This is a genomic window from Dyadobacter subterraneus (assembly GCF_015221875.1).
In the GTDB taxonomy this organism is placed as follows: domain Bacteria; phylum Bacteroidota; class Bacteroidia; order Cytophagales; family Spirosomataceae; genus Dyadobacter; species Dyadobacter subterraneus.
On the sequence record NZ_JACYGY010000001.1, the window covers coordinates 5,456,183 to 5,469,592 of the forward strand.

Consider the following 13,410-nt stretch of genomic DNA (forward strand, 5'->3'; position numbering starts at 1 on the left):
GATTTTACTTTATATATCTGAAATCCTCATTTCCTTTTAAAGAAAGAAGCACGTCGTACATCAGTTGAATTACGTTTTGAACATCGTCCTTATGTACCATTTCAACCGTTGTATGCATATATTTCAATGGAAGTGAAATCAAGGCTGATGCAATTCCTTCTGTTGAATAAGCAAAAGCGTCCGTATCCGTTCCAGTTGAGCGGCTTACAGCCTGACGTTGGAACGGAATACTTTTTTCTTCAGCAATATTTATTAAAAGATCACGCACATTGTTTTGAACTGCCGGTCCGTAGCAAATCACTGGCCCGTTTCCACATTTCAAATCACCCTGCTCCTTTTTGTTATACATCGGCGACTGGGTATCGTGCGTCACGTCCGTACAAATAGCAAGATCCGGCTTCAATCTGCGGGAAATCATTTCTGCTCCGCGCAAACCAATTTCTTCCTGAACTGCATTTACGATATAAAGCGTAAATGGAAGCTGAACATTATTTTCATGCAGCATTCTGGCTACTTCCGCAATCATGAATCCACCCATGCGGTTATCCAAGGCACGCCCGATGTAGAATTTGTCATTCAGTTCGTCCAAACCGTCAACAAAAGTGGCAACAGTACCAACATGAATGCCCATTTCCAACACTTCTTCTTTTTTCGCAGCGCCCACATCTATAAAAAGCTCATGCACTTTTGGCACCTGATCTTTTGCGGTGTCACGCACATGAATGGCCGGCCATCCAAAAACACCTTTTACAATTCCTTTGGCCGTATGTAAATTAACGCGCATCGAAGGCGCAATGGCTGCATCAGATCCGCCATTTCGACGAACGTGAATATATCCGTCTTCCGAAATGTAATTTACAAACCATGAAATTTCATCGGAATGTGCTTCAATAACAACTTTGTAATCCTGTCCGCCGCCAATCACGCCGACAGCCGTTCCGTACACATCAATAATTTGTTCTTCAATATAGGGCTTGATATAATCCAGCCAGATCTGCTGTCCGGATGCTTCAAAACCTGTTGGAGAAGCGTTGTTCAGGTACTTGTATAAAAACGATTTACTTTCTTCTGTCATACTGATTTAATTGAAATGTGTAATCACGCTGTAATTTCCAGTTACTTTTCTCAGTCACAAATACTTCAAAAATGCCCAGAATTTCCGGTTCACAAGATATTCAAATTCGCGCTCATTTGCATAAGCTTCGCGCTCAAAAGAAATATTAAGATATGCCAGATAATGATTTTTGTATTGAATAAGACGAATCAGATATTCCAGAAAATACCAAATGTAAAATGGAAGCAGACCCAATTCAAGCTGTTGTTTCAAATGAATCGTTTCATGATTCAAAAGCACTTTTCCAGGCACTTTTGACTTTGAAAAAATAAAAGGAAAAACAGCCATACCATCAACCCAAAGGAATGAAAACGTCAATAAATATCCTTTAAATCTCATGGTTTATGGTATTGATCTTAATTCAATTTAAATAAAAAATGTTGAATTATTGAATGAACGATCATCCAGCAATTCAACATTCTTTTTATCGGTTTAACAAAAAATGATAAACCCGGTTTTATCTATAAAGACTATTCACTGAAACGGCTGATATCCAAAACTTCAAATTCCATCAATCCGGCCGGCACTTTAATTTCGGTTGTTTCTCCCACTTTTTTACCCAAAAGACCTTTTCCGATTGGTGAACCAACAGAGATTTTTCCGGTTTTCAAATCAGCTTCTTCTTCTGAAACAAGCGTATAAGTTACCTCCATGCCGTTTTTACGGTTTTTAATTTTCACTTTGGAAAGCACTGCAACTTGTGAAGTATCAATCGACGATTCATCGATCACACGAGCATTTGACATGATCTCTTCCAGCTTTGCAATTTTCATTTCATGCATTCCCTGTGCATCTTTCGCCGCATCATATTCTGCATTTTCACTCAAATCACCTTTGTCCCGCGCCTCTGCAATTTGTGCAGCAATAGCAGTACGGCCTTTGGTTTTCATATCATTCAACTCATTCTTCAGCTTATTTAATCCTTCTTCGGTATAGTATGAAATTTTAGCCATGACTTAATTATGTTTAAATATTCTTAAATTTTTAATTGGTGGTCTGGGGTAAAAAAAAAGAACGGCTCAAAGACCGTCCTACAAGAGTTTGTTATAACCCGTAGTAGAGGACTAGAAAACCTTAGCTTTTCGACAGCAATATCTTTTTATCTTTTCCATTGTTTTTAATTATGAACGACAAAAATAGCAATATTTGTAAATGGTAACAAACCAAATTATCAAAAGCAGATACAATCCATGCCTGATAAATTAAGAATAATTTTTATGGGGACGCCTGAATTTGCTGTCCAAAGTTTAAGAAGTCTGGTAGAGAGCAATTCTAATGTAATTGCTGTAATTACCGTGCCAGATAAACCTGCCGGACGTGGACAAAAACAGATGTCATCTCCTGTCAAAATATATGCGGAAGAACAGGGAATCCCGGTTCTTCAACCAGAAAAACTCAAAAATCCTGAGTTTATTGCTCAATTAAAAGCATTAAATGCAGATTTGCAAGTGGTCGTTGCATTTAGAATGCTGCCGGAAATTGTCTGGAGTATGCCAAAATATGGCACATTTAATTTACATGGCTCCTTATTGCCGCAATATCGCGGCGCAGCGCCTATCAACTGGGCTGTCATAAATGGTGAAACAGAATCTGGTGTCACAACTTTTTTTATTGAAAAGGAAATTGATACCGGAAAAATTATTTTTCAGGAAAGAGATCCAATCAGTCGGGAAGACAATGCCGGTTCAGTTTATGAAAGGCTGATGCATATTGGCGGGAAACTTGTAGTGAAAACGGTTCAGGCAATCGAAGAAGGAAATTATCCTCAGGAGCCTCAGGACGAGTCGAAAGAAATAAAAATGGCTCCGAAAATTTTCAGGGAAACCTGTGAAATTGACTGGACGCAGCCTGCTGAAAAAATCTTTAATTTCGTCAGAGGACTTTCACCATATCCGGCCGCGTGGACAACATTGAATGGTTTGTCGTGCAAGATTTTCAAAACAAGTATTACGGAAGATTCAAGCGAGAGCAATCCGGGAGAATTTAAAACAGATCATAAGACGTTTTTACATTTCCGCGCAGGTGATGTTTGGTTGGCGATTGAGGTTTTGCAGTTGGAAGGAAAAAAGAAAATGGAGGTTGGAGATTTTTTGAGAGGGGCGAAATTGTAAGGATATTTCTGATTATTTCGGTGCGCTGCACCTTGACACCCCGACTACCAATATCTGTTTTTCTACAAATATTACGGCGCTCTGCACCTATTTACAGCAGGTGCGGAGCACCATATTACTTGTAGCAAACAAATTCGAAACTCTGAAATTCAAGATGCAGAGCACCGAAATAATCAAATTTCCGCTACTTGAAACCTCATCTATTGCATTCAAATTAAACATTACTAATTCAAAATAAATGCTTCTTTCAATCATTGTTGCTGTTTCTGAAAACGGTGTTATAGGACTAAACAATCAACTCATCTGGCGACTACCTGATGATCTTAAACGATTCAAAAAACTCACTCTCGGACATCCGATGATCATGGGCAGAAAAACTTTTGAATCCATTGGAAAACCACTTCCAGGTAGACAATCCATCATCATAACCCGCGACAAAAATTTTTATTTTGAAGGTACCATTGTCGTTCATTCATTGGAAGAAGCTATTGAAGAAGCACAAAAAACAGGAACAGATGAAGCTTTCGTTATAGGCGGCGGAGATATATACAATCAGGTTCAAAAGATTTCTGATAAGTTATACGTCACAGAAGTACATACTGAAACCGAAGGCGATACATTTTTCAAAATAGAAAATTCAGATTTGTGGGAAGAAGTTGAAAGAGAAAATCACCCAAGCGATGAAAAGCATGAATTTTCATTTGACTTTGTTGATTATATAAGAAAAACACAATTTGATAGTACAGTTAAATAAAATTACAAAAAATATTTTCCGCCACGAATACACCGCGCGGCGGACCGTGAATGTTGACTAATTGGTTTAAAAACATTTTTGAATAATTCGTGTATTCGTGGCATGTTTTCTTCTCATATTCCTAAATCAGAGGAAGCCAGATAGAAAAATTTCGTTAAACTATTCATCCTGTTACTATTCGTTATAAAAATCTTGTAAATTTGACACTTATATTGACCCCAGTGTTATTACAAGAATGCTTACAGAAATAGATACGTTAAAGGAAACGCTCACTTTAACGTTAACAACACCCAATACAGACGATCGTCCTATTTTCATAACTGGTCCTTTTTGCAAGTGGTTGCCGGATCTGCCTCATTTCCAAATGACAAAAGTGGCTCCGGGCCGTTATACTTTTCAATTTCCTACCGATATTGAGTTTGAATTTCCTCTGGAATATAAATATACCCGAGGAGGTTGGGATCAGGTAGAACTGGATCGTTATGGTCAGCCTTACGCCAATCGTTTTATTACAGAAGACGAAACAGAAGTGTCGGATTATGTGATAAGGTGGCAGACGGACAAGAACAAGAAACTGGATTTGATGCCAATTGTTGAAGTTCTTTCCGAGACTTTTGAGATTCCACAATTACAAAGAGAACGCCGTGTTCACGTTTTGCTGCCGCATGATTATTATGAGCAGCCAGACCGCCGCTATCCGGTATTATACATGACCGACGCACAAAATCTTTTTGGCGAAGGTTCTCCTTATGGAAACTGGGAAATCGACCGCAGACTTGCTACGCTTGCGGGAGAAGATAAAGCAAATGTCATTATCGTTGCGATTGATCACGGCGGAGACGAGCGTGTTCAGGAATTTTCTCCTTACGACAATCCGAATTTGGGAAAAGGATTAGGAAATCTGTTCCTGAAATTCGTTACCGAAACGCTTAAAAAACACATTGATAATCAATACAGAACCTTACCTGATCGCCTGAATACAGGTATGGGCGGAAGTTCTGTCGGTGGATTGTTGAGTATGTATGCGGCTTTGATGTATCCGAATATTTTTGGCAGACTGATGATTTTCTCGCCGTCACTCTGGATTTCACGCAAAATTTATTTTGATGCTATCCATTTTTTCGAACCTTTTGAGACTCGTATTTATTTATACGGCGGAGGAAAAGAAGGCGCAGAAATGATCCCTAATATTGAAAAATTACAGGAAACGCTTGTTAACCAGGGTTTTGGTTACAGTCGTGTTAAAATAAAAACATCCTTGAATCCAAAAGGAACACACTCGGAAAGTTGCTGGGGAGAAGAATTTCCCAAAGCTTTGAAGTGGTTGTATTCAGGAGAATAAATTCTATATAAAAAAAGCTCCCTAACCGAAAGCCTTCGCTTTAAGTTAGGGAGCTTTTTTATTTTTTGTCGAAACAGATTACAGAATAAACTGGCTCAAATCTCTGTTTTTTACCATGTGAGATAATTTTTCACTCACAAGTTCTGCGGTAACAACGATTGAAGAATCCGGTCCGATTACATCAGGAATATCAAACATAAAGTCATTCAGCAGCAAACTCATTACGGTTTGCAAGCGACGCGCTCCGATATTCTCGACTTCACTATTTACTTCAAAAGCAATCCTGGCCATTTCACGAAGCGCGCCGTCTTCAAATTGAAGATCCACGCCTTCCGCTTCCATCATCGCTTCATATTGTTTTGTTAAAGCGTTTTTCGGCGTTTTCAAAATCTGGTAGAAATCACTTTCTGTCAAACTGTTCAATTCCACACGAATTGGGAAACGACCTTGAAGTTCCGGAATAAGATCGGATGGTTTTGCTACGTGGAAAGCTCCGGCAGCGATGAAAAGAATATGATCCGTATTGATTACGCCATGTTTGGTATTTACTGCGCTTCCTTCCACAATCGGTAAAAGATCACGCTGTACGCCTTCACGACTAACATCCGGTCCGCTTCCGCCACCTGAACGACTTGAAGCCACTTTATCAATTTCATCAATAAAAATAATCCCCAAGTTTTCCGCTTTTTGAATGGCTTCCAGTTTTACTTCGTCCATATCAATCAGTTTCCCTGCCTCTTCATCCAAAAGAAGTTTTTTGGCTTCGCCAACGGTAACCTTGCGTTTTTTACCACGACGCGGTACCATGTTGCCAATCATTTCCTGGATATTCATCATCGAAATGTCATCCATCGCACCACCGATCATACCAACACTTGGCGACTGGTTTTGCTGGATTTCAATTTCTATTTTACGTTCATCCAATTCGCCATTGCGGATTTTTTCTCGGAAACGTTCGCGGGTACGCTGGTTCAGTTCGTTGTCATCTTCCGGAATTGCTCCGTTTGATTCTGCGTTTTCAGGACGTGGTTTTACAGCATTATTTCCGTGGATCGGAGGAATCAGTGCATCCAGAATAATATCTTCAACGGCTTGTTCGGCCTTAATTTTAACCTCTTCTTTTTTCTGGGTCCTGACCATTCCAACGGCTTGTTCCACCAGGTCGCGAACCATACTTTCAACATCACGGCCAACATATCCAACTTCGGTAAATTTGGATGCTTCTACTTTTACAAAAGGTGCGTCCGCAATTTTTGCCAAACGGCGGGCAATTTCAGTTTTACCAACACCAGTCGCCCCGATCATCAGGATATTATTCGGTATAATTTCCTTTTGAATATCTTCCGGACTATTCATTCTCCTCCATCTGTTCCGCAAAGCAATGGCAACATTCCGTTTTGCGTCATTTTGTCCGATTATATACTGATCCAGTTCAAAGACAATTTGTCGTGGAGTAAGGCGGTTCAAGTGTTCAGTCATAGTGGGATTTATAAAAATACTTTTACTAGATAAGCTTAAATGTTTGCTTTGAACGAAGAGAAAACCGATTTCTTGTAAAAAAAGGCGGGATACTGCATGGCATAAACGTTTTCATGCCTGCTCATAAAATTCTCTGAACAAATATATTTTTTTCATCTTAGGATATAAAAAAATGATACCACAGTTAAATAATTACTGACGTTCTTTCCAAGTAAATCTTTTTAGTAAATTGCCGTCCGAAAACGGCAAGCCTGATAAAATAATCCAGTTTATTTAAACTATAAGGAAAACTAAAAGGATTTAGCGCCTGATCATTATCTTTGTTTTACTGCTACCATAAACTCAAAAGGATTTCCCTTGACATGAAGAAAATTATCTCCTGTATCGCTTTTTTTACCCTGTTAACCAATTCCCTCGTTTTTTCCCAGAGTGTGACAACAAACACAAATCTTGTTGATTTTGTGAACCCCTTGATGGGAACCCAGTCAAAGTTCAGTTTGTCGTCCGGAAATACGTATCCTGCTATTGCTTTGCCCTGGGGTATGAACTTCTGGATGCCGCAAACCAGTAAAATGGGTGATGGATGGAGCTATATGTATGATGCAGAAAAAATCCGCGGCTTCAAACAAACGCACCAGCCAAGTCCCTGGATCAATGATTACGGCCAATTTTCAATTATGCCGGTTACCGGTGCGTTGAAAATCGATGAGAACGAACGCGCAAGCTGGTTTTCACACAAGGCAGAAGTTGCCAAGCCAAATTATTACAAAGTTTATCTGGCCGATTATGATGTAACAACAGAAATTGCACCGACAGAACGTGCTGCCCAATTCCGTTTTACTTTCCCGAAATCTGATAGTTCTTATGTGATACTTGATGCTTTTGACAGAGGTTCTTATGTAAAAGTGATTCCTTCGGAGCGCAAGATTATTGGTTATACTACCAAAAACAGCGGTGGCGTTCCTGCCAACTTCAAGAACTATTTTGTTTTGGTTTTTGATAAAGCTTTCAAATTTTCTTCCGCATGGAGCAAATTTAAAATCACAAAAGATACCCTTGAAATTCAGGCAAATCACGTAGGTGCTGTGGTTCGTTTTGAAACAAAAACGGGTGAAAAAATTGGCTTAAAAGTTGCTTCATCTTTCATTAGTTATGAACAAGCCGAAAGAAATTTAACGACTGAAATTGGTAAAGATACTTTTGACCAAACACAGGAAAAAGGCCGTAATATCTGGAATACTGAGCTTTCACGCATTACTGTTGAAGGTGATAATATTGATCAGATCCGTACTTTTTACTCCTGTCTATACCGCGTTTTGCTTTTCCCAAGAAAATTCTACGAATTTGATGCGAAAGGCAAAGTGGTTCATTATAGTCCCTATAATGGTGAAGTTCGTCCGGGGTATATGTTTACTGATAACGGATTCTGGGATACTTTCCGCGCCGTTTTCCCATTCTTCACGCTTATGTATCCAACCATGAATGCGCACATCATGGAAGGTTTGGCAAATGCTTATGACGAAAGCGGATTTTTGCCTGAATGGGCAAGTCCTGGTCATCGTGATTGTATGATCGGTTCCAATTCAGCTTCGCTGATTGCAGATTCTTACATAAAGGGAATTCGTGGTTATGATATTGAAAAACTATATTCCGCGATCATTAAAAATACTGAAAATGCAGGGCCGGTAAGTTCAGTTGGACGTTTCGGACATGAGTATTATAATGAACTGGGTTATGTTCCTTATGATGTAAAAATCAATGAAAATGCAGCCCGTACTTTGGAATATTCTTATGCTGACTTTTGTATATCACAATTGGCAAAAGAATTGAAAAAACCACAAAAAGATATTGACCTATACCTGAAAAGAAGCCAGAATTACCGGAATCTTTTCGATCCGACTACAAAGTGGATGCGTGGAAAAAATCAGGATGGTAAGTTCCAGACGCCATTTAATCCGTTCAAATGGGGTGATGCATTTACAGAAGGAAACAGCGTTCACTATACCTGGTCGGTGTTTCAGGACGTAAAAGGTTTGGTAGGATTGATGGGCGGACGTGAAGCTTTTGTTCAGAAACTGGATTCAGTATTTACTTTCCCTCCAATTTTTGATGACAGCTATTACGGTTTCCCTATCCATGAAATCCGCGAAATGCAGATCATGAACATGGGTAATTATGCACACGGAAATCAGCCGATCCAGCATATGATTTATTTGTATAACTATGCTGGTGCGCCTTCAAAAACGCAATTCTGGCTGCGTCAGGTTATGAAAAAATTGTATCAGGCAACGCCGGACGGATATTGCGGAGATGAAGATAACGGACAGACTTCTGCCTGGTATGTTTTCTCGTCACTAGGATTTTATCCGGTAACACCTGGTACCACCCAATACGTAATCGGCTCGCCGCTTTTCAAAAAAGCAACCATTACGCTTGAAGATGGTAAGAAATTCACGATCGATTCACCAAAAACAAGCGATACCAATATGTATGTAGACGGCGCAACGATGAACGGAAAACCTTACGCCAATACATATCTTGAACATAAGGATATCCAAAACGGCGGAACGCTTCAATTCAATATGACCAACTCGCCTTCAAAAGCATGGGGTATCAAACCAGAAACAGCACCATTCTCGCTTACTAAGTAATTTTTTGTAGGTTACGCAGAGAAAGTAAAAAAGAGCGGACGCCCGGGGACACGGAGATTTTCAATAATCTCTGTGTCCCTCTTTTTTTATCTCCGTGTTCCTCTCTGTAACCTGCCGACAGAATTAATTATTTTTAAACATTCTAAATAATTTCTTGCTTGGTATACAATCTCACTATACTTTTGCCATTAATTACAATCAGTCTAAATAATAACAATTTGATTTAGCTAAGTTGCTGCTCAACCAGAAAGATTATTAACCACTCAAAAAAATGAAAAAAATTTACTTTATCCTTTGCTTCATGATTCTTTCCCTGTGTTCCTACGCACAAACCGGAAGTATCAAAGGGCAGATTACCTCAGCGGATGGAAAACCTGCCCAGCATGTTTCTGTTGGTGTAAAAGGCCACAGACTTGGTGCAATTTCAGCAGAAGACGGAAATTTCGTTATTCAAAAATTGAAACCGGGCACTTACACAGTTTTGGCAAGTTATGTCGGACTGGAAACTTTGGAACAGCAAGTAGAAGTTATTGACGGACAAACTGCTACGGTTAATTTCACTTTAAAAGAAACGGCCAACGAATTACAGGAAGTTGTCATCAAAGACGCCAGTCAATATAAAACCAATGAAGTTTCTTCAAGTCTTCGTTTGATGACGCCGATCCAGGAAACGCCTCAGAATATTCAGGTTGTCACTTCCAAGGCGCTGTCTGATCAGCAGGTAATCAGCATGAGCGATGGCCTGATCCGTAACGTCAGTGGTGCTGCCAGACTGGAACACTGGGGAGATATGTATGCCAATATTACAATGCGCGGATCTCAGATTCAGGCATTTAGGAATGGATTTAACGTGGTTAGTTCATATTGGGGACCACTTACAGAAGATATGAGTTTCGTTGATCATATTGAATTTGTAAAAGGTCCGGCAGGTTTTATGCTTGCCAATGGTGATCCAAGCGGTTTGTATAATGTTGTGACAAAAAAACCTACGGGACAAACAAAAGGAGAAGCTGGTTTCACGATGGGAAGTTATGGTTTGTACCGTGCCACGCTGGATCTTGACGGAAAATTAAGCAAAGACGGGAAATTCCTGTACCGTCTGAATGTAGCCGGACAAAATAAAGCGTCATTCCGTCCATATGAATACAATGATCGTTACAGCGTAGCACCGGTTATTTCTTACCAGATTGACGAAAAGACAAAACTGACAGCTGAATACACGATGCAGTATGCAAAAATGTCTGATGTTGGATCTTACTATATCTTCGCGCCAAAAGGTTACGCCACTTTACCGCGAGATTTCACGACCATGCCTCCGGGACTGGAACCAACGAAAATGAAGGATCAAAGTCTGTTTTTGAACCTGCAACATCAATTAAATGATGACTGGAAATTGACAGTTCAGGCAGCATACTTTAATTATGCACAACGCGGATCAAGCATGTGGCCATCGATTGTAAATCCGGATGGAACTATGATCCGTTCGGTTGGTATCTGGGATGCAAAAAGTGAAATGACTTTGGCGCAGGCTTTCGTGAATGGAAATGTTACGACTGGCCCTTTGAAACACAAAATTCTTGGTGGAATTGACATAGGAAATAAAGATTACATGGCAGACTGGGGACAAACTCACGACCTTGATACCACAGGAGCAGAATTTAACCCTCTGGCCCCATATTATGGAAAGCCGGTGAATGGTTATCCGTCTTTTGACAGAACAACAAGTCTTGAAGCAAGAGCTGTGATCGCGGGAGGAAATATGAGCCAGAAATATACCGGAATCTATGCGCAGGATGAACTTTCCTTTTTGGATAACAGAATCAGATTGACACTGGCTGGACGTTACACTTACGTAAGCATGTCTGCCTGGGGTGGTGCGGCTGAAACAGCAAAACATTTCTCGCCACGTATCGGTTTGAGTGCTTCCATTGACAAGCAAACATCAATTTATGCACTTTATGACCAGGCATTTTTACCGCAATCCGGTCGTTTGAGAAGCGGCAGCGTAAAACCTTTAACTGGAAATAATACAGAATTTGGTATCAAAAAAGACTGGGCTGGCGGAAGCTGGAATACCACGGTTGCTTTTTACCGGATTTTGAAAAATAACGAATTAACCTCTGATCCGAATAGTCCTCCAAACTCAGGTTTAAGTGTTGTGCTTGGTCAAAAAAGAGCGCAGGGTATTGAGTTCGATTTAAGAGGAACAATTCTTCCGGGATTAAATCTTGTTGCAAATTATGCTTACACAGATTCCAAAGTAACAAAAGTGACCGAGGGCGTGACTTCTATCGCAAAAGGTGACGTAATTCCTGGTTTCTCAAAACATGTAGTAAACAGCTGGCTAAGCTACAAAATCCAGAAAGGTGCACTAAAAGGAACAGGTTTTTCCGGCGGATTTACTTATCTGGTCGACAGAGCAATGTCTAATTGGAGTACAACAAATACCAAAACAAACCTTCCTAATTATTTCAAACTTGACGGAGGCGTTTTCTGGGAAAAGGACAAAATCAGACTTACGCTAAATGTATTCAATGTTCTTGACAAATATCTGTACAGCGGCGCTTACTACGATTATATTTTAAGTTACAGCTACCAGGCAGAAGCACCAAGAAATTACAGATTAAGTATCTCTTACAAGTTTTAATTTTTATTAGCCGTCTTTTTTCATTTGTTCCCGTTCTGGGAACAAATGAGAGCCGGAATATCAAAATGCAATAACCCTGTTACATTTAAAAAGTAAAGATTAATTACTATGCCTTCTTTAAAATTAAACAGTATTGCCTACCAAAGCCGCTCGTTTGACTTTTCAATGTTGATCTTACGTTTAGGTTTTGGTATCTTAATGATGCCACACGGTTATGCCAAGTTGATGGGATTTGCCGAAAAATCTGACAAATTCATGAATTTTATGGGTCTGAGCGGACCAGCTTCCTTGTCACTCACCATTTTTGCTGAATTGATTTGCGCCGGACTTGTTGCCATCGGATTATTTACAAGGCTGGCAACAATTCCATTAATCATCGCTACGATTGTCATCGTTTTTGTAGCCCACGAGGGTGACATTTTTGACAGCGCTTCTTCCGGATTCTTTTATCTGTTGGCTTATACAGTCATATTTTTGCTGGGTCCCGGCAAATACAGCCTTGACTACACCCTTAACAAAAAGCGTTAATAATTCCTCAGGCAGTTCCACTGCAATCATCAATAAATACTTACTACTCCCCTTTTAATTAATTTCTTATGAAACGTACCATTTCAATTTTTGTCCTTTTACTAATTGCTGTTCTGGGAAAAGTGTCTGCACACGCTTTATGGATTCAAACCAGTACAGTTGGAAAAGCCGGACAAAAACAGGCAATCAAAATCGTATATTCTGAACCGAACGACAAACCGGAAAAGATAGCAGACTGGTATTCAGATGTTAAAGATTTCACCTTATGGGTTACCGGTCCTGATAAACACAAAGTTAAACTACCAACAACCGAAGCCGTGGATCATTTTACATCAGAATTCACACCAGAAAAAGAGGGTGTTTACACAATCAGCGTGAGCCATACCGCGAAAGAACTTGGAGGTAAAACTAAGTATCAGTTCAATGCCAGTGCAGTTGTTGCCATTGGGAAATCCGTTGCCGGAAATGATCCTGCACTTAACCCGAATGATATCAGTGTTTTTGCAGATGCAAGCAAAACTTATAAAGTCAATAAGCCTTTCGCATTAACAGGTTTTATCAAAGAAAAGCCGGCTGATAACTTGCAGGTAGCCGTTCATTCACCTAGCGGATGGAATAGAGAAATCAGTACCAATACCCAGGGCGTTGCAGAATTCACACCAATCTGGCCTGGAACTTATAGTATTGAAGCATCAAAAAGCGAAAAAGAAGAAGGCGAACATAATGGAAAAAATTACACCTCGGTGTGGCGTTGCGCCACTGTTTTACTTGACGTTAAATAACA

The 13,410-nt window shown here is 39.9% G+C and carries 11 protein-coding genes; 7 read left to right on the forward strand and 4 right to left on the reverse strand.

The annotated features are described in order from the left end of the window. Positions 1-4: 4 nt before the first annotated feature. From IEE83_RS22860 to greA, 3 genes are all read right to left on the reverse strand, one after another. The gene (locus IEE83_RS22860) at positions 5-1,075 is read right to left on the reverse strand and encodes a M42 family metallopeptidase (RefSeq protein ID WP_194122800.1); all 1,071 of its coding nucleotides are present in this window, start codon (positions 1,073-1,075) and stop codon (positions 5-7) included. A 54-nt stretch (positions 1,076-1,129) separates the two neighbouring features. Further along, the gene (locus IEE83_RS22865) at positions 1,130-1,453 is read right to left on the reverse strand and encodes a hypothetical protein (protein ID WP_194122801.1); all 324 of its coding nucleotides are present in this window, start codon (positions 1,451-1,453) and stop codon (positions 1,130-1,132) included. Between the two features lie 131 nt (positions 1,454-1,584). After that, positions 1,585-2,067, reverse strand: coding sequence for a transcription elongation factor GreA (greA, locus tag IEE83_RS22870; protein WP_194122802.1), 483 nt, complete (start codon positions 2,065-2,067; stop codon positions 1,585-1,587). Positions 2,068-2,304: 237 nt separating this feature from the next. On the opposite strand from greA, the gene fmt reads away from it, so the two are divergent. From fmt to IEE83_RS22885, 3 genes are all read left to right on the forward strand, one after another. Next, positions 2,305-3,225, forward strand: coding sequence for a methionyl-tRNA formyltransferase (gene fmt, locus IEE83_RS22875; RefSeq protein WP_228101936.1), 921 nt, complete (start codon positions 2,305-2,307; stop codon positions 3,223-3,225). Between the two features lie 238 nt (positions 3,226-3,463). Further along, entirely contained in the window at positions 3,464-3,979 is a 516-nt protein-coding gene (locus IEE83_RS22880; protein WP_194122803.1) for a dihydrofolate reductase, read from the forward strand. Positions 3,980-4,214: 235 nt separating this feature from the next. After that, positions 4,215-5,321, forward strand: coding sequence for an alpha/beta hydrolase (locus tag IEE83_RS22885; protein WP_194122804.1), 1,107 nt, complete (start codon positions 4,215-4,217; stop codon positions 5,319-5,321). A gap of 78 nt (positions 5,322-5,399) precedes the next feature. On the opposite strand, the gene hslU is transcribed toward IEE83_RS22885, so the two are convergent. After that, complete coding sequence (gene hslU / locus IEE83_RS22890) at positions 5,400-6,800, reverse strand: ATP-dependent protease ATPase subunit HslU (protein WP_194122805.1); 1,401 nt, start codon at positions 6,798-6,800, stop codon at positions 5,400-5,402. Between the two features lie 362 nt (positions 6,801-7,162). On the opposite strand from hslU, the gene IEE83_RS22895 reads away from it, so the two are divergent. The 4 genes from IEE83_RS22895 to IEE83_RS22910 all read left to right on the forward strand — a co-directional run bounded on the left by IEE83_RS22895 (position 7,163) and on the right by IEE83_RS22910 (position 13,408). Further along, positions 7,163-9,451: a GH92 family glycosyl hydrolase gene (locus IEE83_RS22895; protein WP_194122806.1), complete on the forward strand. Its 2,289-nt coding sequence runs from the start codon at positions 7,163-7,165 to the stop codon at positions 9,449-9,451. Positions 9,452-9,722: 271 nt separating this feature from the next. Beyond that, on the forward strand, positions 9,723-12,098 hold the full coding sequence (locus IEE83_RS22900) for a TonB-dependent receptor (protein WP_194122807.1): 2,376 nt from the start codon (positions 9,723-9,725) through the stop codon (positions 12,096-12,098). Between the two features lie 108 nt (positions 12,099-12,206). After that, positions 12,207-12,626 (forward strand): DoxX family protein, encoded by a 420-nt coding sequence (locus tag IEE83_RS22905; RefSeq protein WP_194122808.1) that lies wholly within the window; start codon positions 12,207-12,209, stop codon positions 12,624-12,626. 68 nt (positions 12,627-12,694) lie between these two features. Next, positions 12,695-13,408, forward strand: coding sequence for a DUF4198 domain-containing protein (locus IEE83_RS22910; RefSeq protein WP_194122809.1), 714 nt, complete (start codon positions 12,695-12,697; stop codon positions 13,406-13,408). Positions 13,409-13,410 lie beyond the last annotated feature (2 nt).